Here is a 20,532-nt window from a genome sequence, read left to right on the forward strand (position 1 = left end):
CAAGGTTCCTATATGCCTGAAAACATCGGACACGTTATTCAGATCGCTGGCCCTGCCGTTGACGTGCAGTTTGCCGAGTCGGCCATTCCGTCGATCTACACCGCCCTTCGCGTCGTCAGCGATGGGTTCAACACACCGCAGCCGGTGAACGTCATTCTTGAGGTGCAGCAGCACCTTGGTGAAGGCCGCGTTCGCTGCGTTGCCATGGAGCCCACTGAAGGCATGGTTCGCGGCATGAAGGCCATCGACCTCGGCGGTCCCATCAGCGTTCCCGTGGGCCGTCAGACGCTGGGCCGCGTGATGAACGTGATCGGCGAGCCCGTCGATAATCTCGGACCCATCGGCTCCGAAACGCGCATGCCAATTCACCGCCAGGCACCGGCTTTCGATGAACAATCTACTCGCGCCGAAATGTTCGAGACCGGCATCAAGGTCATCGATCTCATCCAGCCCTTCTTGAAGGGCGGCAAGATCGGTCTGTTCGGCGGCGCTGGTGTGGGCAAGACGGTCGTCATTCAGGAACTCATCAATAACGTCGCCAAGCAGCACGGCGGCTTCTCGGTGTTCGCCGGAGTTGGCGAGCGCACCCGCGAAGGAAACGACCTCTGGCTCGAGTTCCAGGAGTCCGGAGTTATCGTTGCCGGTGACCCGTCGAAGTCCAAGGCCGCGTTAATTTACGGCCAGATGACCGAGCCTCCAGGGGCGCGTCTGCGCGTGGCCCTTACCGGCCTCACCGTGGCGGAAAACTTCCGCGACGCAGAAGGTGCCGACACGCTGCTCTTCATCGACAACATTTTCCGCTTTACCCAAGCGGGTTCCGAGGTTTCCACGTTGCTGGGCCGTATGCCTTCGGCCGTGGGATACCAGCCGAACCTCGCAACAGAAATGGGCGAATTGCAGGAACGCATCACCTCGACCAAGAAGGGCTCGGTCACGTCGGTGCAGGCCATTTACGTGCCCGCCGATGACTTGACCGATCCGGCTCCGGCCACCACGTTTGCTCACCTCGATGCAACGACGGTGCTCAACCGCGCGCTGACCGAAATCGGCATCTACCCGGCGGTCGATCCTCTTGCCTCCACCTCGCGCATTCTTGACCCGCGTATTGTTGGCCAGGAACACTATGACGTTGCGCAGTCCGTTAAGCAGACCCTCCAGACCTACAAGGATCTGCAGGACATTATCGCCATCCTTGGCATCGATGAACTCTCGGAAGAGCAGAAGCTGACCGTATCGCGCGCCCGCAAGGTTCAGCGCTTCCTGTCGCAGCCCTTCCACGTTGCGGAGCAGTTCACCGGCTTCCCCGGCAAGTACGTCAAGGTCGAGGACACGGTACGCAGCTTCAAGGAGATTATTGAGGGCAAGCACGACGCGATTCCTGAGCAGGCCTTCTACATGAAGGGCTCTATCGAGGAAGTGCTCGAAGCTGCTGAACAGATGAAGGCGAAGGCCTAAAACGCCGTGGAACCGAGCGCGGGTCGCGATCAGGCCCGCGCCAAGTTCAGGACAATGTTATGGCAGAAACTCTCGAACTCGAAATTGTCACGCCGGAGCGCCAGGTCGTAAAGGACCGCGCCGAGCAGATCCAGATACCGGGTCGCAACGGGTATCTCGGAATTCTTCCCGGCCACGCACCGCTCATCACGGAACTTGCCGTGGGCGAGATCACCTACACGCACGTTGGTAGCACCATGCGACTGGCCGTGGCTTGGGGATTCGCCGAAGTCCTTCCGGACAAGGTCACCATTTTGGCTGAAACCGCCGAGCGAGCAGAAGACATCGACGTAGCTCGTGCCGAGGCGGCCCGCACCCGTGCGCAGGAGCACCTCAAGAAGGCCGAAGATGCTGCCGCATTTGAGGAAGCTTCACTCGCCCTTGCTCGCGCTGAAGCCCGCTTGCAGGTAGCAAACAACAAATAGTCGAACACATGAAGAAAGCCCCGGTGACCGGGGCTTTTTGTTTTGCTGCAAAGCTTATCGCGCGCGGTTTACGCTTAGCTCGTGGTTCCAGCGCCTCTGCATCGATTTCCAGGACACCGCCTCATAGATACCTGCGAGCCCCACTAATGCGTAAACAATCGAGGTGAGAGCGGAAGTCTCGCCAAACCGCATACCGAAGATTGTTGCGACCAGATCAAACCGTGCCAGACCGACCAAACCCCAATTCAACGCTCCTACCACCACAAGCGCCGTTGCCACTATATCGACCACTTTCATACTGTGTACCCCACATCTAAGAAGCGCCTCATTGAGTGCGCCGGATTGACCAACACTTAAATAGATGTGAACGGCGATTAATAGTACGCGTGTCTCTCAAATGGATTTGACTGACTGGCAATTAGAAGCCGCTGTTTTGCCCCATTGTCAACTGAACAAGTATGCCTCCTTTGCTCAGGAACTCAGATTCGTGACGGCAGGGCCAACGTTTGTTGTTCGAGCTTATGTCAGAATTCGTGACAGACTTCGATTTTCTAACATCTCAGCACCATCATCGTGCAGTCGTCCTCTCGCGTGCGGGATCCGGCGAAATCCTGCGCCGCACCGACTACGGAGAACAACATCTCTGAAGTTGAAAGCGACGCCGCTCTCTTTGCTTCGCTGATGACCCTGCTGGTGTCGAACTCTTGGTCATCATCGTTCCTGCACTCGACGAGCCCGTCTGAAAAAGCCAGCAAAGTATCTCCCGTATTCAGCGCGAGACGAACACTCTCAAACTCAGCGTTGGGCAGTACACCCAGGAGTGGACCACCGGCGTTCAGCATCTCCGGAGAGCCATCCGCCCTCAGAAGAATCTGCGCGGGATGTCCGGCGTTGCTGTACACCAACTCGCGCCGATCGCAATCTACATAGGCCAGAAACATGCTAGTGAACGGAGGCGCCGGGCGCGTCGAACAAATCGTCTGGTTCAGCCCACGCAAAACCTGCGCCGGATCCGTGGCGCTTGCGCCAAACATTCGTGACAGTTGCAGCAGGTGCACCGACCACATTCCGGCCAGCAGCCCCTTGCCGCATATATCTCCAACAGCGAGCATCGTGATTGCGCCGAAGTCGGCCACGCAATAGAAGTCGCCCGAGAGGTGGCGCACCGGGAACAGTTCGGCGGCGATCTCGACCGGACCTCGTCGCGTCAGTCGCGGCCCACAGAGGTAGCGCTGCATCTGCGCTGCCTCGAATATATCTCTGCGCAATTCCGTAGTCTGCGCATTGGCTTCGGAGAGTTTCGTCTCCAGTGTTGAGATCGCGCTCTGCGCTTCGGCAGCCAGGTAAGCAATTCCGGGCAAACTCATATCGGAGCGAGTGGCTCGTTTTCGATTTGCCATGACTCTAGTCCTGTGCATTCTCACTAGCCCACAAACCTGTACCCAATTCCGTGAACCGTCAGCAGGAATTGCGGTTGTTCGGGAGTAGGTTCAATCTTCTGTCGCAAACGCACGATGTGCGCGTCCACAGTTCGCGTGGTCGGATAGTGTTCGTAACCCCAGACCTCATCGAGAAGCCTGTCGCGGCTGATCGTTTCGCCCGGATGGCACACGAAGTACTTCAGCAGGTCAAACTCTTTGCCGGAGAACTCAAGGCGCTTGCCGTCTTTCATCACCTGGCATGCCTTCAGATCGACTTCCACGTTGCTGAAGGCATAGCGCTCGAGACTTTTCGGAAGCACGTGTGCCCTGCGCAGCACGGCTTTCACTCGCGCCAGCAACTCGCGAATCGAAAACGGTTTCGTCACGTAGTCATCGGCTCCCAACTCCAGTCCCACGACCTTGTCGATTTCCTGACCGCGCGCCGTCAGCATGATGATGGGCAGCGACGGGCGCTTCGCCTTCAACTGCTTGCAGACGTCCAGTCCACTCATCCGAGGCATCATCACGTCGAGGATCACCAGGTCGGGCGAGCCGGAGAGTGCCTGTTCCAGGCCCTCCACTCCGTCCCGTGCGGCGGCCACCTCGTAACCTTCGAATTCGAAGTTGTCGCGCAGCCCCGCAACCATATTGGGCTCGTCTTCCACCACGAGAATGCGCGCTTTTGCCGCGCTTACATTCAGGTTTACGGCCTGCTGAGTTACGGTAGCTGTCGCTCTGCGATTCTGATTTGCATTCATATCATCCTGCCTTGGCTGACTTTGCTTCCGTCGCGGTGTTGGTAGTGATTGGCAATTCGATGCTGAATTTGCTGCCCTGGCCCGGAGCGCTCTCCACCCAGATCTTTCCGCCGTGCGCATCCACTACATGGCGCACGAGCGACAGCCCCAGCCCGCTCCCTTTTGTGTTGTGGACCAGCGGATCGCTCACCCTGTAGAACTTCTCGAAAATCTTGCTCTGCTCGGCGCGTGGAATGCCGATCCCGTGATCGATCACTTCCATGTTGAGCGCGTCTTCGCGCCGCGAAAGCCTTACCGCCAGGCTCTTCTCGTCGGAGGAATACTTCACTGCATTGTTCACCAGGTTCAGCAGCGAACGCGCAATCGCCTCTCGATCTGCCTTGATTCTCGGCAGGTTGTCCTCGATCTCTTCGCGCAGCGAGAAGCCGTTTTGCTCGATCTGATAGCGATACGAATCGAGAGTAGTCCGCACCAGTTCCGCCATGTCGGTCTCGCGAAAGTCGTAGGCCTTTTTGCCTGCCTCGATCTTTGAGAAGTCGAGAATGTTGTTGATGAGCGTCGTCAGCCGCTCGCTCTCCTTGCGAATGATGCGGTAGTACTCTTGTCGCTTCTCAGGATTGGGCAGCCGCCCCAACTCCAGTGTTTCCGCATACAGCCGAATCAATGACAGCGGAGTGCGCAATTCGTGCGATACGTTGGAGACGAAGTCGGATTTGATTTTGGCGAGCGCCACTTCCTTGCTCACGCTGCGATAGCTGAGCACGATGCCGCCAATCATGAACACCGACAAGCCAGCGAGGATCAGGTAGCTGGTCTTCAGGAAATGGCTGCTCAGAGCCTGCACGCTGGTGCCGTGATACTTCGTTGCCAGCACCAGACCCGGAAAGCCTGCTTCCATTGGGTGTTCCACCTCGGGCTTTCCCCCATCCCAGTTTCCGGACGCCGCCAGCGACTCTGATTCATGTCTTGCATGCAGCATCAGCGCGGGTTTGTTGCGCTCGTTGCTGTCAGCCGAATGATTACTGGGGCAATCGGCCATCACGTTCAAAACATTTGGAAAGAACTCGTTCTGCAAGTAATCGGCGTCAAATGCGACCCCGCCGATGGCGACACGATCCGCGGGCGCGTTCTTGATGGGAAATAGCAACGTTGCCTGATAGAGCTTACGGCCTCCGCGCGGAGCCCAAGAGTAGTCGAACATGAACGGGCGTCCGTCCTGCCTGTCCATCTTCCAGAGCTTCTCCACCAGCTCCTTGCCTTCCATAGGCAGCCATGTAGAGATGCTGTTTGCCAGCTTCTCTCGCTCTTTCTGGAAATCGGGTTCCCTCATCCTCTCTGCTCGCGAGACGAAGACCGTGCCAGTTTCCTTGTCAAACAGGAAGACATGAGCCGCATATGGATAGCGGTCCAGAATTCGTTGCAATGTCTGCTGAACATGCTCGCTGCCGGGCTGCGGGAAATCGTCGCGAATTTGTGCGCCGCTCTCGTACGCTTTCAGAGCCATCTGCTTGTCCGTCAGAAGCAGCATGTTTTGCAGATCGCGCTCAATTGCCGCGTTGACTGTCTTGTCGTGCGCGAGCGATTTCAGGTGCAGAATGCTCAGTGTCACCAGCGCCAGCGCGGGCAGGATCACCGCGAACTCCAAAGCCAGCAATCGGGCACGTTGATTCCATTCGCGAGTAGGCTTCATAGTGTCTCCCGCCCCGTACTGGAGTGGTTCGATTCAGACCATATCGCGAAGGTCACCTGCGCTCTGCCAAAGCGCTGTAAAAAGACGTAAAAAATTGTTGGAACCGACCTACCTCGGTCTAGCCGTCCGCAACCGGTATTCCTCTGGTACACTCATCCGTTGCCTTCGCCCGTCCTGCGGCGGAATCGGCACAAGGAGCACTCCATGACCATACAAACCATCGGCATCGTCGGCGCTGGAACCATGGGCAATGGCATTGCGCACGTGTGCGCCAAATCGGGCTATAACGTAATACTCGTCGAAATCGAACAGAGGTTCCTCGATCGCGGCCTTGCCTCCATCCAGAAGAACCTTGCACGCGAGGTGGAGAAGTCCAAGCTTTCCGCCGCCGACCGTGATGCGGCGCTCGCTCGTATCAAGCCCACGCTATTGCGCGACGATCTCGCCGCAGCGCAACTCGTGATTGAGGCCGCCAGCGAGCGTTTCGAAATCAAGCAGCAACTATTCCAGCAACTCGATCAGCTCTGTCCCGCGGAAACGATTCTCGCCTCCAACACTTCATCCATTTCGATTACCAAACTTGCCGGACAGACCAAGCGCCCCGACCGAGTCATCGGTATGCACTTCTTTAATCCTGTTCCTGTCATGAAGTTGGTCGAAGTGATTCGCGGCATCGCCACGAGCAATGAAACCTACGCCACCGTGAAGGAATGCGCTGAGAAACTGGGTAAGACGCCGGTCGAAGTAAACGATGCTCCTGGCTTCGTAAGCAATCGCGTGCTGTTGCCCATGATCAACGAGGCAATCTACACCGTGATGGAAGGAATCGCCACACCCGAGGCCGTGGACGAGGTCTTCAAACTCGGCATGGCACACCCGATGGGACCGCTCACTCTCGCCGACTTCATTGGACTCGATGTCTGCCTCGACATCCTGCGCGTCTTGCACACTGGTCTCGGCGATCCGAAATATCGCCCATGTCCGCTGCTGATCAAGATGGTCGATGCCGGCTGGCTTGGCCGCAAATCTGGGCGCGGCTTTTATAAGTACGAGTAGGATTCTAGAGCGAGTAATTCAAATATCCCCACACCTGTCGCAGCGCAGAGGTGGGGAATTTGGTTTGCTTTACTTCTGTCCCGCCATTGCCGCCTTGTCGTCTTCGGAAGGCCCGTAGACGCCCGGAACCTTCAGACCCGCTTGCTTCATAAGCACGGTCATTTGCGCGCGATGATGTCCCTGGTGCGCGATCACAATGTTCAGCACAGCGCCCCGGCGGAAGTTGCGACCGAACATTGCGATCTCTTCGCCCAACTGCGCATCGGTCCAGTTCGAACCGACCGCATCGGTCAGCTTCTTTACATTGTCCTCGTAGGTCCTGATGATGGCATCTACTGTGGTCGTTTCAGCTTTTTCCGGCATGGGCAGTAGCCCTGCGTGCGCGGGAATGGCCACAATGCTCCCGGCGATATGCGATGCCAGCGAACCCAGCGTGTATCCACCCGGCACTACGGCTTGCGCGAGTGAACGATCATCCAGTGCGCGAAAAACGCGCAGCGTTGAACTGCTCTCAGCTTTCCACGTTTCGAGAAAATCCTGTACGGTTCTGAACATGCTTAAACAATAACCCTCAGCCAACGCTTCATCAATGTTGTCAGCAGCTCCGGTTGCCGCGCGCCGTCTTTGAAATTACAATCGCTCCCGCAAGGATTTGTGCTCGTCATGACCACCTCCACGCCGGAACGTTACCCTCTCCTCTTCGGACTATTCGCCCTGCTACTTGGCATCGGTTGCGGCATCCTGCATGTTGCGGTCGAGTCCATGGAAGAGCCTGACGCGCTGCTCTCAGCGCTGGCCGTTACGGTTTGCACTATGTTGCTGGGAGTTCTTCGTCCGGCGCGCCCATGGCGCTGGGTTCTGCTCGTCGGAGCACCCGTGCCTCTCGCCATCGCGGTCGCCATGTACGTGCATCCTTCCGCTCATTTCACTCGCGCCAGCGTCGCCGGATCGTTTCTCGTTGCGCTGCCCGGTTGCGCTGGAGCCTTCGGCGGATCGGTGATGCGCCACAAGCTTTCCGATCTCTTCTCCGACAAGGCTTCATGACCCAATAGAATGGCCGCCCAGATAGGCGGCCTGTGTCATCGAATAGAGTGCGCCTAGCTCTCCTGCGTTTGCTCCTCCTGCAGTTCTCCACGTTCCAGCTTTTCCTGGCAAGCGATGCAGTGCCGTGCCCAGGGAAGCGCCTCCAACCGCCGTTCATTGATCTCCTCGCCGCATGATTCGCATTCCCCGTACACGCCTTCGGAGATCCGCGCCAGAGCGTGATCGACCATCGCCAGAAAACGGCGATCGTTGCTGCTTTGCGCGAAAAGAAATTCCTTCGCATAGGAACTCGACGCGCGATCGACCACGTCCTGCGCAGAGTCTGTCGCATGCGCACTGCGGCCCTCTTCTTCCGTTCGGGCAACGCTCTCGCGCAAATCTCTCCGCCGGGCCTCTAAAAGTGCCTTGAAATGTTCGATTCGTTCTCTATCCATAGCCGTTAACTCTTCCACAGCATTCAGTCACAAAGCGCAAATCTTACTGTCAGGCAATCCCGTGGTCAATTCGTTTCAATGGCATCGGAGCACCTGCGCTGTCTAGGATGCCTCGATGCAAACATAGGATCTGCGGTTCTACCTCATTTGACAGCATCGAAAAAGCGACCCGTACAGGGTCGCTTCTTGAAAGAGGCAAGGGAGGGTGGGAATTTTAGGCAGGAAAATTAAGGTGCCGCTCCATCGTTTCCGGAGCTGCGTCGAGAAGTTTGTACTTCTTGAGAGGAGTATTCATTGGAATTTCGGCCTCTTTGTTGTCTATGTTGTTGCACGTTCCGGGCCAGTGAAGCCGAAAGCTTGGTGCCAGGAGTTAGAAAATTGTAAGTTATTCATTTCATTGCAACACATTTATTGAGAAATTGCTCGACTGAGCGCAGACGGAGTGAAGTTAGGAAAAAGTTACAGTACTCATGTGGTAGTCGGATACCACTACTTAGAAGAGAAGTTCTTGTTATTGAGTTGATCCTGTTCTTCCATCGCCTTCAGCTTATTCAGCAAAGCCTTGTAGCTGACCTTCAGGATCTTCGCCGCCTGACGACGATTCCAGCGCGTTTGGTTCAAGACCCGCTCAATCGCCTCGCGCTCGGCTTTCATCGCCGCGCGACGGCCTATTTCGAGCAGCGACAGCGAATCTTCCCCTTTACCATTGTCGGGAGCAAGTTCCACCTCTGCCGGAGGACGCGCAACGACCGGTGTCGAGGGCTTCGGCTCCCAGGTTGAGGTGCTGGTGATCATGGGCTTGTGGGTAGAGAGCTCGCGGATGATCTGAGACTCATTGCCCACGATCACATAGCGCTTTACCAAGTTTTCGAGTTCGCGAATATTGCCCGGCCAACTGTATTCAATCATGCGGCTCACGGCGTAGTCGCTGAATGGCGGCGGTTGCTTGCCATAATATTCGCTGTACTTGCGGAGAAAGAAATCGAGGAACACCGGAATCTCTTCCTGGCGCTCGCGCAATGGCGGAATGTGTATGGTGACAACGTTGAGGCGGTAGAAGAGGTCTTCGCGGAACATGCCTTCTTCAACTGCGCGCTCCAGCTGCTTGTTCGTGGCCGCCAGCACTCGGACGTCCACCGCGATGTCGCGCTTGCCTCCAAGGCGCGAGAATTCTCCATCCTGCAGCACGTGCAGTAGTTTTGCCTGCAGCGCCGGATGCATCTCGCTGATTTCGTCGAGGAAGATAGTTCCCCCGTGTGCCAAGTCAAACTTTCCAAGCTTCTGGCGGTTGGCTCCCGTGAAGGCTCCGGGCTCATAGCCAAAGAGTTCGCTTTCGAGCAGTTCGTGGGGAATCGCCGCGCAGTTCACTTTTACGAACGGTTTGTCGTGCCGCAGTGAGTGGGAAAATACCATGCGTGCTACGACTTCCTTGCCGGTGCCGCTCTCGCCGCGGATCAGCACGGTGGCATTGGTATCGGCCACCTGCTCGATTGTGTTTTTTACGTCCTCCATCTTCGGGCTGGTGCCGAAGAGCATGCTGAAATCGCTCTGGCGCCGTACCTGGTCGCGCAGTTGCGTGACCTCGTTCGTCAGCCGCTGCCCATCAAGCAGCCGCGTCATGCGCTGGTCGAGCGCCGGTAGATCCATTGGCTTGGATAGGAAGTCGTCTGCACCGAGCTTTGAGGCTCTGAAAATCAGCTCAGGAGAGCTGTTGCTCGAGGTCATGATTACGGAGACGTCGGACTTGATCTGCTTAAGCCGCTCCAGGGTCTCCATGCGTTCCATTCCGCGAATATCCGTATCCAGCAGTACCAGGGCGGGGTCAAAGACGCGGAACATGCGGATTGCCTCATCACCGCTGGCCGCGGCACTCACGTCGTAGCCTCGCCGGGTCAGGTGCGCGCTCAAGAAGTGCGACTGAGCGCGATCTCCGTCCACGATCAAGATCCTGGTTCTGCTGCTAACGTGCATGCTGCAAATGCCCTTCTGTGAATGGTCAGCCTAAGCTGCTTTATGTCAGCCAGCCAGAACTCAGTTGGTTCTTCCGTCAGAGCTCAATCCAAGAGCTTTAAACCAGTGTGATGCTTTTCTTTGGTCGCAAGCGTCTTGAAAGTGGCCAATGAGTACAGATGATTTGAACCTGCATTCTACTGCACATTCCTATGGTTGGCACGTAGATAACAATTGCGGGTAATTTCGCCACCGCCCACGCTTGAAGCAAAAAAGGCCGGCTCGCGGCCGGCCCTCTCAAACTTATCGATGCGCCTCAGTTGTTGACTACCGTTCGCACTTTCCCCGGGTCGGGCATGAAGTGGTAAGGCGGCCATGGGCCAGAGAGCGTAATTTCCACGTCTTTGAACTGCCGCAGCGCGCTCGAATAGCGGTTCTGGTACTTCTGCACCATGTCCGAATTAATCAGGTGGGCGATATCGAGAACAATCCCGGACTCCACCTTCTTGCAGGTAATTTCTTCCTGCAGCGGGCTGAGCAGTTTGCTGACCTGAACCGAAAGTGCACGGGCGCGCGACTGGCGTTCACGGTCACGGCTGGCTTGCTCTTTCAGTCTGGACAGGTACTCTCCTCCGGCCTTGAGGGGTGCTTCCTTCCACATCTCGGTAAAGGCGGTGCCTTCCCGCACTGTCACCCTGATGTGCATTTCGCTTTTGCCGCGGAGCTTAGCGATCGATTCCGCAAACGTTCGTTTATTGTTACGGATTGCCTGGCGCAGGGCTTCATCAGATTCGAATACGGTGCCGAATTTGAATGGCAGCAGGGTAGCGATTTTGAAGCATTCGCTCACAATGCGGGCGTGCTCCATCGCGAATTGCTGGTTCATGGCCTGTCCGTGTTCGATTTCACTGACGATCACGACAAACTCGCCGCAGGGAAAACCACGTACCGGACTTGCGTTTATGCCTTTGAGAGATTCAATAGGAAACGGACGACGAACACGTCCTTGCTGGAAGTTCGCTTGCTCGCTGATGCAGTATGCGTACCACGCCATCTTCGCTCTCCAAAGACTCCCGGCCGCTCACACCGGGAAATCGGAACAGCTATCAACACTCAATTGGAACTGCAGAAAAATGCTTTGGGGGAGGCGTTTCGTAACATCCTGTCTTTATTCTGGGCTTGTCAGCCTTTCGGGTGAGCCAGCGGCTCCTATCGCATCCGGAGCGGTTCCTTTTTTGTTTTTCTGGGCCCAAGGAATCTTCTTTCTGGCAGCCACGAGTGCCATCGCAAACGGCACTTAGGTGGTTCTCACCATCACAATCATAGAGCGAAACGCTTAATTTCGCAACCGAACGCGCAGAACCGGCATTGAGCGGGTGGCGGGGCGGCACGAGCTTCGCAGAATGCATCTTAGACACTCAAGCCGCGCCCTGATTCGTCTTGTATGGCACAACCTTCGCGTTCTTCTCCCCAACCCGACCTGCTCGAGCGATATGCCGTCGAGGTTTTTTCCGAGCTTCAGGAAGAGACCATCGCCCGTCGCGCTCGCGAGGTCAATGTGCTGCTGCGCATGAGCATGCTTGCCGGGTTGGAGATGGAACTTCCCTCCACGCTGAATCTCATCTGCGATCTTGCTGCCGAGATCGTCAGCTTTGTGCGCGGTGCGGTTTATTTCTGGGAAGAAGATGGCGAAGTCATGCACGTCCGCGTCACGCGCAATATGCCTGATCCAGATGAGGACAGCTACACGCGTGCGAATGTGCTCAACTACTGGTCGGCGAAGCTTGCGCGTCCATTATTGCTCACGCGAAATTCCCAACACGAAGCAGACGCATTGCTTCGAGCGATGGATGCGTCGAGTGTGCTCGTCGTGCCTTTGTTTGTGCGCAATCGAGTGATGGGCTCGCTGCAGTTGTTTGGCGACCGCACCGACAGCTTCACTCACGAAGATGCGCAGTTGTTATGGATACTCTCGCTGATCGCCGAGAGCATGCTGGCGCGCGACTACTCCAACGAGACGCTGCTGCGTTTTGCGTTCACGGATTTTCTTACCGGCCTCAAGACCCGCGGCTTTTTCGAGCAGCAACTCGATCTGGAACTCGCGCGCGCCGAGCGCCGCGGAACTCCTCTGTCGATCCTGATGATCGACATCGACCACTTCAAGCGTCTCAACGACACGCACGGACATCACGCCGGAGACATTGTTCTTCGCGATGTAGCTGCCATCCTCGCGCGCGACCTGCGCGAGATTGATACAGCCGCCCGCTATGGAGGGGAAGAGTTCATCCTGCTGCTCCCCGAGACCGATCTCACCGGCGCAACGCTGGTTGCACAACGCGTTCGCTACTCTGTCGAGCAGGCCAATTTCTTCACTGGAGTTCGTACCGAGGCAGGGCAGGAATCCGAGCACGTCACCATCAGCGTGGGAGTTTCCGTATTTCCATCTGAGGCACACTTCAAACGCGATCTGCTTGAGGCCGCCGATGCCGCTCTTTACGAAGCAAAAGCCCGCGGTCGCAATCGCGTTGTGCTCTACGCCGACCTCAAGCGCAATAAGGAAAAGTCCGAAGCATCGTAATTAACAAATGAATGCAAACGTGTGCCCCACTCTTTACGCCAAACTTTTCGGCGGTAAGGGTGGGGCACTCAAACTTTTCCGGTACTAACGTCCCTTGGCGATCACCTTCGATTTCTTTGCTGCTTTAGAGGCCACCGGCTTTGCTACCGCTTTGCTTGCTTTCACCGCGACCTTCACTGGAACCTTCGACGCTTTCGCGGGAGCCGCCGCTGCTTTTGCAGCTTTTGCATGCGTGGCCTTCACCGGGGCAGCTTTTGAAACCACTACCTTGGCCTTGGCTGAAACTGTCTTGTGTTTCGCTTCAGACTTCGGTTCCGGTTTCGCTTGTTCTACCGGTTCGGCAACCTTGGTCACGGGTTCAGCGGGCTCGGTGGCCGCAGCATTGGCTGCAATTGCTCGTGCCTTCGGCTGCACTACGGTTGGAGTCGGAGTCTGGTTCTCGCCTCCAACGGCCCCCAACTGACGCAGAAGCACCTGCCGGATGCTGTCGATCGGTGCAGGCTTTCCGGTCCAAATTTCAAACTGCCGCGCCGCCTGGTGTACAAACATTTCTGCGCCGCTGATCGTGCCGCAGCCCTTCGATTGCGCCAGCTTCAGCAGCCCTGTCTGAATCGGGTTGTACACCGAATCAAACACCCACACGGCGTTCAGTTCGTTCTCTTCCAAAGGCGTGTGCTTGTCGCCACCCATGCCCACCGGCGTACCGTTGAAGATTACGTCAAACGACATCTTGGCAACATCGCTGCGCTTCAACAGCTTCGCCCCTGCCTGCTTGGCCAGAGCCTGAGCCTTTGCAGGTGTGCGGTTCAGAATCGAAACCTCGGCACCCTTCGCCTGCAATCCAAATACAGCCGCCCGCGCGGCGCCTCCCGCGCCCAGTACCAACACGCGAGCGCCTTGCAGGTTCACGCGCGACTCAACAGCCGCGACGATGCCATATACATCCGTGTTGAATCCGAACAGAGCGCCGTCCTTGCCGCGCACCACGGTGTTGCATGCTCCGGTACGCTGCGTCAGCACGTCGCTGTTTTCCAGATGCTCGACCATGGCCTGCTTATACGGCATAGTCACGCTCATGCCATTCACAGGAAGGTCAGTGGCGGTCGAAAGCAGATCATCCAGGGTCTTGGCATGCAGGGGCAGGTACACGGCATTCACGTTCTCGCGCCGGAACGCCGCGTTCATCACCCACGGCGACATTGAGTGCGAAACCGGATCTCCTGCAATGCCATAAACCTTCGTGACCGACTCCATCTGCTCCACGCGATAGAAGTCGCGCAGCTCGCGGAAGGTCGGTTGTCCTGGCGCTGTTTCCTTGCCATGCTCGGCTGAGCCGAAGGTGAAGGCGCCACCGGCGCGTATGCTCAGAATGCGGCTCAGCACTCCTTGCTCGCCCATGCACATGCCTACCATGGCGTATTCCGATCCGTGCTCCTCGAGGAAGCGGATCATCTTCACGTTGTCATGCAGGGAGGTGGCGGTTCCTACGACCTTGTAGAAATCGGCGTTGAAGGCGCGCATGCGCCCGAAAGTCTCTTCGAGCTTTGTCGTGGCTTTGAAATCGTGGTAGGAGAGGACGATAGCCGCTCGCGACCGGAGATCTTCCCAGTCCGCGCTAGCCATGGCCTCTACGCTCTCAATCTCGAGGTCCACCGCCGGGCAGCCCGCGTCAGCCGCTTTGCGCATGATGTCGAGCTGCGCCTCCAGTGAACCGTGGAACCCGCCGCCAGCCACGCTCCTGCGGCAGGTGGCGATCACCACCGCGTCAGGACGCACCTCCATCAGTCTTTTCAGCCGTGGCACGGCAGAGAGGGGTGCCTTCAGATGGTCGAGCCGGAGCTCAACCAGGGGATTTTCGCGCAGAACGGTTTCCGCTCTTTCCAGCAACTCAGCCGGATCCGTACTTGTAATCGCAACGCATATCCGCGGCATACGAAAGCGCAGGGAGCGTGCAGCGTAATTGATCGGTGGAACAGTCATTTGTGCGCACATAGTAATTAGCCAGTCGACTGGTTGCAATGCCTCTAATGACTTTTTTGTCTACTATTTTGCACAAACAGTGTAATGTGCCAGATCAGTCAACCGCTTCCCGCCTGTCTTGCCCCATCGTCACTTGACCCTTGCACCTGCCTTTGTTAGCTTCCACCTAGCATCGCGAAAACCCCTATTTTGCAAGCGGTTGAAACGGGAGCGTGGAATGAAACACCTGATCATTGCGTTCACCCTGTTCTCAGGAACTCTTTTGGCACAAGCCGGCCCCGCGCCCGAAACTCATGCTGCCGCGACGAAAAGTCCTAGCTACAGCCAAATGTATTGTGCCGGCTTCCTGACCAGGGACTCCATTCCCCGCGTAAACCATCTGCTCGGTTCCAAGGAGAGCCCTCACGAAGACCATTTCCCCGCGAAGGCGCAGCTCTTCATCGGCGGCCCCGCTCTTGTCGAGGGACAGCGGTACAGCATCCTGCGCCATGTCTCCGACCCTAATCGCGAAGACTCCTCCCCCGATCTGCGCAAGAGGTTAGGCAAAACAGGCGCTCTCTATCAGGAAATCGGCTGGGTGACGGTGCGTTCCATCCAGAAGAGCGTCTCTATCGCGACCTTCGACTTCGCATGCGACTCGGCGGTTCCGGGAGACATCGTGGTTCCTTTTCAGGAAAAGCCTTCCCTGTCTTTCCGTGCTACTCAACCTGCCATTAAGGAATTTCAGGATAGGTCCAGCGCTCCCAAAGGCCACTTGCTCGGAGCGAAAGACTTCACCGGGGTGCTCGGCGACGGCAGTGTGATCTACACCGATTTCGGTACCGAAAAGGGCGCAAAACCCGGAGATTACCTGCAATTGCTTCGCGGCTATGCACCGGACGACCTGAACCGCATGGATCGCGCCTCTGAGCGCCTGCCACGAGGCGAAGATACCGTGGTTGACGCGCCCAAGATGAAACCCAGCGATAATGCGCGTCTCCCGCAGCATGTGGTTGGCGAAGTTTTTGTGCTGAGCGCCACAGCGCACTCGTCCACTGTGATTGTCACCCGCTCGTTTGCAGATATTGCACTGGGCGATGTTGTGCAGCAGGAACAGAACTAAAGAGCGATGAGCCACTGATCAGAACAGAAGAGCGCCCCAGGCAGAGATCTTGGGGCGCTTTTAACTTGCATAAACGAGCACACGCAGCTCTATTCCTTCAAGCTCTCTCCCGGCTCTCTCTCCCCGAAAACCTCTGCGGTGAAAGCTTGCAGAGTTGCGCCTCTTTGCCACATGTCTGCGGGGAGACCTGCTTTTCGACAAGTCTGCCCGAGGAAGGTTTCGCGGTCCCACCCATACTCTCCTGGCACCTGAGGTAATAACAGTCCGCGTCGGCCACCATAGCTCACCATCAGTCCATGGCGGCCTACCACGACATCCTCCGGGGCGATGCCAAACATTGGTGACAGAACGCTGATTTCTACCAGTAAGTCGTCCAACTCACTCTCGCTCACGGGCGAGAATCTTGGGTCTTCCAGTGCTGCCCCGCGTGCCGTTCTGCGTACCGTTTCATCCAGGGGATCGGTCGCGAGCACATATCCAATACAGCCGCGCAGCTTGCCACCTTGATGTAGCGTCGTAAATGCCCCACGAGGCTCGCGCAGGTGCGCGCTTGCAGACTCAGCCCTCGTATTGCTGCCGGTGACCGCTTGCCGAATACTTCGGTGTGCAAGCCGTAGTAGCCAACGCCGTTCGTCTTCAGAGTATTCGTTGGGGAAGGAGTTCATGAGAAGCAATCGCCATGCAGGATCAGAGATGCACCGCAAAATAGCGTTGGGAACGCTGGATGGGCGCTCAGGCTCGCGTCTTATCGCCGCCGCGATTCACCACGAATGGTAGTGGCGTTTGCCGCTTTTTGCTCTGGGCCAGCGCCTCTGTCCAGAACGCGCGGAAGTAGGCGAAAGCCGACAGCAACGATACGCTCAGCATCATCCAGATTGCGCCTACAGCAAGATCGGATCCAGGCAGCGTAGTCCCGCCAACGTTCCACACTGGCCATGCATGCGCCATCAGCACGGAAACCACGGAGATGATCTGCACGACGGTCTTGAACTTCCCAATATCGCGTACGCGCAGCGTCATGCCTTCCTGTACCGCCACCGAACTCAGTCCAGTAACGAGGAATTCGCGGCCAACGATTAATACGGCGATCCATGCGGAGACCAGCGACGGTGCAAACTGTACGAGAGTGATGTAGGCGGTAGCGACCAGCAGCTTGTCAGCCAGAGGAGAAAGCAGCATTCCCAGCGTTGTGACCTGGTGATTACGGCGCGCGAGATATCCATCAACACCATCGGTGAGCGAAGCAAGCAGAAAAACTGCCGCTGCCAGCAACTCCTGCCGGCCATGCACGCCCTGAAAGCGCGCACTCCCCAGCACCCACAAGAACAGTGGGACGCAGCAGATCCGTCCGAGCGTAATGGAATTAGGCAGATTCACGAGAGCAAAAACACCCGCCGCCGCTTCTAATTTCGAATGCTCCGGATCACATCGCATCTGCGGTGACCCGAAAGCGATTTCATACAGCCGCGAGTCTCAAAGCGTGTAGTTGGCCCGCGCTGTGCCTGAGTTTAGCTTTATGATCAGCTCTCTGGTTTTGCCGCGTCTGCAGAGCCTGCTTCGGCAGCGGCAGCCTGCGGTTTCGCAGCGGCTGCAGCCTCATTCACCATGTCCTTCAACTCTTTGCTGGGTTTGAAGAAGGGAATCTTCTTGGGAGGCACTTCCACGCGGTCGCCGGTCTTCGGATTGCGTCCCACTCGCGGTTTGCGCTGCCGTGTGCGGAAGCTGCCAAAACCACGAATCTCGATCTTGTCTCCGCTGCGGAGAGCTCTCACTACGCTGTCGAAGATTGTCTCCACAATGACTTCGCTGTCCTTGCGGGTCAGTTCGGCCAGTCGTGAAACTTCTTCGATGAGATCGGCTTTCGTCATGTTCTTGTATCTCCGTGTAGCGGATTTCAAAATACCGCGCGTCAGAAACCAAAGGCTAAAACGTTGGCAACTCGGAGTTTACCACGCCTGCTGCCGATAGCAGTAGGGGGCAATTCAAAGGAATTCGCGAGCTACATCGGTTTTCGCAAGTTTCATTTCCAGAACATCCGCCCCAGCATTCGGCCAAAACGGCGCAGCACGCTTGGCTTCTTCTCGGCTGCCTCAGTTCTGGCCACCGAAGGTGGATTTACCTTGGGCAGAAGGCCTAAGGCGAGCCGTGAGTTGTCGGTCGAGACCGAAAGCCGCGCCACCGTCGCATAATAATCCTCACCCATCTCTCCGCCACGATAAGCGAACTGACTTTCCACTTCCAAATGCGGCTCTGCAGGATCGGTTCGCGATTCGCGTTCCGGCACTTCGGCAGTGCTGTTCAGCACGATTTCGGGCAAAACCGGTGGTGTATTCAGCTTTGGCGCTTCCATCGCAGCCGGAGGCTGAGGCGCTTTGGGGATGACGGGGTTCTCGCTCGGAGTGATTGCCTTCAATACCTCCGGTTGCGGCTTTGTGGCCTTGCATCCACACGAGGGCGGAGCCTCAGTGGCTCCTGAAATCCTGCCGCCCCGAAACAGAACGCTTTTCCCCGGCACAAGCTGGTAGGAATCGCCGCCCATCATTTCCGCCACGAAAAGGGAGGCATCGTTGCCCGGCAGCGATCGCACGCAGGTATCTCCCGAGGGCGCAACGGTGATCGCCAAGTGGAATGTCCCGGGGCTGATCAGTTGAAACCGGAAATCCGGGGTGAGTAGGGAATCCTGTGCCGTGTGCAGTGTGTAGTTCAGCTCCATGGCTCCGGTGTTCATGCCCAGTACCAGCGAGCGTCCTGCCGCATCGCTGGAAAGCGAGAGGTTTGTCTTTGGGCAAATGCGGAGTTCGCCACCGCGCTCCAGGCGCAGCAAGGCCACTCCGTCGCCGGCCGAAACCTGCGAGTTACTCAGTACTCGCGCACCATTGCCTGAGAGAATGACCGCGCCGCGCACGCTCGCGTCTCCCGAATACACCTCGCCAATCGCATTCTGTGCATGGAGTGCCGTCGGCACGGCCATCGCACAGCCCAGCAGCAGCACACGCTTGTTCACAATTTCCCTATTGAATCACACGGATAGGCGAGTGGCGGCGATTACCCCCCGCTCCCGCTCGTGTTTTGTTATTGAATCACACAGCCCACTCGGTCAGACGAGCTCACGGTTACCAGACCGTCGTCGCTTACAAATTCATAGCTGTCAATAGCGGCGGCAATCTTGTAAGTGCTGCCCTCCTGCCCGCACGTCTCCACTCGAACCACAGTTCCGTGGCAGTGGACATTCAGTGGATCGGCCATGGTGATTTCGGCCGGCAAAGTCAGCAGGAACTCGATCGTTGAGTTCTTGCTGATCTCCGCATCGCAATAGAAGCAGATGCCTTGCGAGCTGACGTCCCGTGTTTTCGCCGATACGGTTTTGACCTGGTCGCCGCCATTCGACATCACTTGCACTGGCAGTTCGACCGCAAAACGCCTAACCATCCGCTTGTCTTCTACGGAGCTCTGTTTCATTGCTGCTCCCTTTCGCCACTCCAGCTTACGTTTGCCTCTGGAAGAGTCAAGCTGAAGGATAGGGGAGATACCGAACTAGTAATCGTCTTTCCGCCCGTGAATATGTGTGTCAGAATGGGATTTCCTTCGACAGCACTGAATTTAGCTCGCCAGTCGCGTGGTTCGCCATGCTCGCGAAGGCCTGACTTCTGCCGAACGTGAGACAAAGAGGGTATTCACGTTTATACTTTGCTATCTCTTAACACCGTACCTACAGTGTTGGGAGCCAGCGCAGCACGATTTGCCGGTTCTGCTCTCAAGCAGGAGAAGCATGGAGATTAAGTTCTGGGGCGTTCGCGGCTCGACACCCACACCGCAAATGGAAAACATGCGGTATGGCGGGAACACGCCCTGCGTTGAGGTGCGCATCAACGGCCATCTCTACATTTTCGATTGCGGTACCGGCTTCCGCAATCTCGGCAAGAGCCTCAGCGTCGAGCAGGGTTCTGTTCCGATCAAGGCTCATATTTTTCTCTCTCATTTTCATTGGGACCACATCCAGGGCATTCCGTTTTTCGTGCCCCTCTATAACAATCCCGACAACTACTTCTACTTCCATTCCTCGAGCCGCACTCGCGGCCTGCAACGTGTTATCGAGGAGCAGATGGTCGATCCCTATTTCCCCGTCGATATGACGGAAATGGCTGCCCACTGCAATTTCTACGATATTGAGGAGGAGCGGGTAGAGTTTGACGACTGTATCGTGCAATCGATGTGGCTCAATCATCCCCAAGGTTGCTTAGGTTTTCGCATGGAAACCAGTAGCGGTGTTCTTGTCTATGCCACGGACAACGAACCCGGACACCCGGTCTTCGACCGCAATCTACGCCGCCTTGCCGAAGGGGCAGACGTTCTCATCTACGACGCACAATACCTTCCTGACGAGTACCGCGCCCGCCGCCGCGGCTGGGGACACAGCCACTGGCGCGAGGCCGTCGATGTCGTCATGGAAAGCGGCGCAAAAGAACTGGTCCTCTATCATCACGATCCCGACCATGATGACCAGTGCATCGACGCCATCCAGAAATCCGCCTCGGAGTACTACCACAAGGTTCGTGCCGCCCGCGAAGGCGACGTGATAAATCTGTAGCGTTATCCTTCT

Annotated in this window: 21 protein-coding genes; 7 read left to right on the plus strand and 14 right to left on the minus strand. The window is 56.9% G+C overall.

The features are described 5' to 3' along the window. Positions 1-12: 12 nt before the first annotated feature. Together atpD and AC6IY8_RS17745 are read left to right on the plus strand one after the other, a co-directional pair. Positions 13-1,455: a F0F1 ATP synthase subunit beta gene (gene atpD / locus AC6IY8_RS17740; RefSeq protein WP_497776049.1), complete on the plus strand. Its 1,443-nt coding sequence runs from the start codon at positions 13-15 to the stop codon at positions 1,453-1,455. A gap of 59 nt (positions 1,456-1,514) precedes the next feature. Beyond that, on the plus strand, positions 1,515-1,919 hold the full coding sequence (locus AC6IY8_RS17745; RefSeq protein ID WP_497776051.1) for a F0F1 ATP synthase subunit epsilon: 405 nt from the start codon (positions 1,515-1,517) through the stop codon (positions 1,917-1,919). 54 nt (positions 1,920-1,973) lie between these two features. Here the strand turns inward: AC6IY8_RS17745 and AC6IY8_RS17750 are convergent, their stop codons facing one another. From AC6IY8_RS17750 to AC6IY8_RS17765, 4 genes are all read right to left on the minus strand, one after another. Next, positions 1,974-2,216: a DUF378 domain-containing protein gene (locus tag AC6IY8_RS17750; RefSeq protein WP_497776053.1), complete on the minus strand. Its 243-nt coding sequence runs from the start codon at positions 2,214-2,216 to the stop codon at positions 1,974-1,976. A gap of 254 nt (positions 2,217-2,470) precedes the next feature. Next, on the minus strand, positions 2,471-3,319 hold the full coding sequence (locus AC6IY8_RS17755) for a PP2C family protein-serine/threonine phosphatase (RefSeq protein WP_497776055.1): 849 nt from the start codon (positions 3,317-3,319) through the stop codon (positions 2,471-2,473). Between the two features lie 23 nt (positions 3,320-3,342). Next, positions 3,343-4,098: a response regulator transcription factor gene (locus AC6IY8_RS17760; RefSeq protein WP_497776056.1), complete on the minus strand. Its 756-nt coding sequence runs from the start codon at positions 4,096-4,098 to the stop codon at positions 3,343-3,345. Between the two features lies 1 nt (position 4,099). Next, positions 4,100-5,788 (minus strand): sensor histidine kinase, encoded by a 1,689-nt coding sequence (locus AC6IY8_RS17765; protein ID WP_497776057.1) that lies wholly within the window; start codon positions 5,786-5,788, stop codon positions 4,100-4,102. A 204-nt stretch (positions 5,789-5,992) separates the two neighbouring features. On the opposite strand from AC6IY8_RS17765, the gene AC6IY8_RS17770 reads away from it, so the two are divergent. Continuing rightward, on the plus strand, positions 5,993-6,844 hold the full coding sequence (locus AC6IY8_RS17770; protein WP_497776058.1) for a 3-hydroxybutyryl-CoA dehydrogenase: 852 nt from the start codon (positions 5,993-5,995) through the stop codon (positions 6,842-6,844). 69 nt (positions 6,845-6,913) lie between these two features. Here AC6IY8_RS17770 and AC6IY8_RS17775 read toward each other — a convergent pair whose 3' ends face one another. Further along, positions 6,914-7,399: a DinB family protein gene (locus AC6IY8_RS17775; protein WP_497776059.1), complete on the minus strand. Its 486-nt coding sequence runs from the start codon at positions 7,397-7,399 to the stop codon at positions 6,914-6,916. 108 nt (positions 7,400-7,507) lie between these two features. On the opposite strand from AC6IY8_RS17775, the gene AC6IY8_RS17780 reads away from it, so the two are divergent. Then, positions 7,508-7,888, plus strand: a complete 381-nt coding sequence (locus AC6IY8_RS17780) for a hypothetical protein (RefSeq protein ID WP_497776060.1) — start codon at positions 7,508-7,510, stop codon at positions 7,886-7,888. 53 nt (positions 7,889-7,941) lie between these two features. On the opposite strand, the gene AC6IY8_RS17785 is transcribed toward AC6IY8_RS17780, so the two are convergent. The 3 genes from AC6IY8_RS17785 to AC6IY8_RS17795 form a co-directional block, all read right to left on the minus strand. Further along, entirely contained in the window at positions 7,942-8,322 is a 381-nt protein-coding gene (locus AC6IY8_RS17785; RefSeq protein WP_497776062.1) for a TraR/DksA family transcriptional regulator, read from the minus strand. 489 nt (positions 8,323-8,811) lie between these two features. Beyond that, the gene (locus AC6IY8_RS17790; protein ID WP_497776064.1) at positions 8,812-10,260 is read right to left on the minus strand and encodes a sigma-54-dependent transcriptional regulator; all 1,449 of its coding nucleotides are present in this window, start codon (positions 10,258-10,260) and stop codon (positions 8,812-8,814) included. A gap of 328 nt (positions 10,261-10,588) precedes the next feature. Further along, the gene (locus AC6IY8_RS17795) at positions 10,589-11,326 is read right to left on the minus strand and encodes a GvpL/GvpF family gas vesicle protein (RefSeq protein WP_497776066.1); all 738 of its coding nucleotides are present in this window, start codon (positions 11,324-11,326) and stop codon (positions 10,589-10,591) included. A gap of 390 nt (positions 11,327-11,716) precedes the next feature. Between AC6IY8_RS17795 and AC6IY8_RS17800 the strand changes: the two genes are divergently transcribed. Continuing rightward, positions 11,717-12,850: a GGDEF domain-containing protein gene (locus AC6IY8_RS17800; protein ID WP_497776068.1), complete on the plus strand. Its 1,134-nt coding sequence runs from the start codon at positions 11,717-11,719 to the stop codon at positions 12,848-12,850. A gap of 84 nt (positions 12,851-12,934) precedes the next feature. Here the strand turns inward: AC6IY8_RS17800 and aroE are convergent, their stop codons facing one another. Further along, entirely contained in the window at positions 12,935-14,830 is a 1,896-nt protein-coding gene (gene aroE, locus AC6IY8_RS17805) for a shikimate dehydrogenase (protein WP_497776070.1), read from the minus strand. A gap of 217 nt (positions 14,831-15,047) precedes the next feature. Here aroE and AC6IY8_RS17810 point away from each other — a divergent pair, with 217 nt between their 5' ends. Continuing rightward, a complete protein-coding gene (locus AC6IY8_RS17810; protein WP_497776072.1) occupies positions 15,048-15,932 on the plus strand; it encodes a hypothetical protein in 885 nt (294 codons plus the stop codon). A gap of 89 nt (positions 15,933-16,021) precedes the next feature. Here AC6IY8_RS17810 and amrA read toward each other — a convergent pair whose 3' ends face one another. The 5 genes from amrA to AC6IY8_RS17835 form a co-directional block, all read right to left on the minus strand. Continuing rightward, entirely contained in the window at positions 16,022-16,597 is a 576-nt protein-coding gene (gene amrA, locus AC6IY8_RS17815; protein WP_497776073.1) for an AmmeMemoRadiSam system protein A, read from the minus strand. Between the two features lie 67 nt (positions 16,598-16,664). Next, positions 16,665-17,309 (minus strand): CDP-diacylglycerol--glycerol-3-phosphate 3-phosphatidyltransferase, encoded by a 645-nt coding sequence (pgsA, locus tag AC6IY8_RS17820; RefSeq protein WP_497776074.1) that lies wholly within the window; start codon positions 17,307-17,309, stop codon positions 16,665-16,667. 143 nt (positions 17,310-17,452) lie between these two features. Continuing rightward, positions 17,453-17,800 carry an HU family DNA-binding protein gene (locus tag AC6IY8_RS17825; RefSeq protein ID WP_497776075.1) on the minus strand — a complete coding sequence of 116 codons (348 nt, stop codon included), beginning with the start codon at positions 17,798-17,800 and terminating at the stop codon, positions 17,453-17,455. Positions 17,801-17,952: 152 nt separating this feature from the next. After that, positions 17,953-18,936 carry a hypothetical protein gene (locus AC6IY8_RS17830; protein ID WP_497776077.1) on the minus strand — a complete coding sequence of 328 codons (984 nt, stop codon included), beginning with the start codon at positions 18,934-18,936 and terminating at the stop codon, positions 17,953-17,955. 68 nt (positions 18,937-19,004) lie between these two features. After that, a complete protein-coding gene (locus tag AC6IY8_RS17835; RefSeq protein WP_497776078.1) occupies positions 19,005-19,391 on the minus strand; it encodes a PilZ domain-containing protein in 387 nt (128 codons plus the stop codon). 310 nt (positions 19,392-19,701) lie between these two features. Between AC6IY8_RS17835 and AC6IY8_RS17840 the strand changes: the two genes are divergently transcribed. Beyond that, complete coding sequence (locus AC6IY8_RS17840) at positions 19,702-20,520, plus strand: MBL fold metallo-hydrolase (protein WP_497776079.1); 819 nt, start codon at positions 19,702-19,704, stop codon at positions 20,518-20,520. Positions 20,521-20,532: the final 12 nt, after the last annotated feature.

The organism is Koromonas soli (assembly GCF_059726265.1).

Bases quoted from the DNA above. Each gene is read 5' to 3' on its own strand.
- AC6IY8_RS17795 (WP_497776066.1), bottom strand. From the start codon at position 11,326: ATGGCGTGGTACGCATACTGCATCAGCGAGCAAGCGAACTTCCAGCAA.
- AC6IY8_RS17745 (WP_497776051.1), top strand. From the start codon at position 1,515: ATGGCAGAAACTCTCGAACTCGAAATTGTCACGCCGGAGCGCCAGGTC.
- AC6IY8_RS17785 (WP_497776062.1), bottom strand. From the start codon at position 8,322: ATGGATAGAGAACGAATCGAACATTTCAAGGCACTTTTAGAGGCCCGG.
- AC6IY8_RS17840 (WP_497776079.1), top strand. From the start codon at position 19,702: ATGGAGATTAAGTTCTGGGGCGTTCGCGGCTCGACACCCACACCGCAA.
- AC6IY8_RS17755 (WP_497776055.1), bottom strand. From the start codon at position 3,319: ATGGCAAATCGAAAACGAGCCACTCGCTCCGATATGAGTTTGCCCGGA.
- AC6IY8_RS17775 (WP_497776059.1), bottom strand. From the start codon at position 7,399: ATGTTCAGAACCGTACAGGATTTTCTCGAAACGTGGAAAGCTGAGAGC.
- amrA (WP_497776073.1), bottom strand. From the start codon at position 16,597: ATGAACTCCTTCCCCAACGAATACTCTGAAGACGAACGGCGTTGGCTA.
- AC6IY8_RS17760 (WP_497776056.1), bottom strand. From the start codon at position 4,098: ATGAATGCAAATCAGAATCGCAGAGCGACAGCTACCGTAACTCAGCAG.
- AC6IY8_RS17810 (WP_497776072.1), top strand. From the start codon at position 15,048: ATGAAACACCTGATCATTGCGTTCACCCTGTTCTCAGGAACTCTTTTG.
- AC6IY8_RS17800 (WP_497776068.1), top strand. From the start codon at position 11,717: ATGGCACAACCTTCGCGTTCTTCTCCCCAACCCGACCTGCTCGAGCGA.
- atpD (WP_497776049.1), top strand. From the start codon at position 13: ATGCCTGAAAACATCGGACACGTTATTCAGATCGCTGGCCCTGCCGTT.
- AC6IY8_RS17770 (WP_497776058.1), top strand. From the start codon at position 5,993: ATGACCATACAAACCATCGGCATCGTCGGCGCTGGAACCATGGGCAAT.
- AC6IY8_RS17765 (WP_497776057.1), bottom strand. From the start codon at position 5,788: ATGAAGCCTACTCGCGAATGGAATCAACGTGCCCGATTGCTGGCTTTG.
- AC6IY8_RS17780 (WP_497776060.1), top strand. From the start codon at position 7,508: ATGACCACCTCCACGCCGGAACGTTACCCTCTCCTCTTCGGACTATTC.
- aroE (WP_497776070.1), bottom strand. From the start codon at position 14,830: ATGACTGTTCCACCGATCAATTACGCTGCACGCTCCCTGCGCTTTCGT.
- AC6IY8_RS17825 (WP_497776075.1), bottom strand. From the start codon at position 17,800: ATGACGAAAGCCGATCTCATCGAAGAAGTTTCACGACTGGCCGAACTG.
- AC6IY8_RS17835 (WP_497776078.1), bottom strand. From the start codon at position 19,391: ATGAAACAGAGCTCCGTAGAAGACAAGCGGATGGTTAGGCGTTTTGCG.
- AC6IY8_RS17750 (WP_497776053.1), bottom strand. From the start codon at position 2,216: ATGAAAGTGGTCGATATAGTGGCAACGGCGCTTGTGGTGGTAGGAGCG.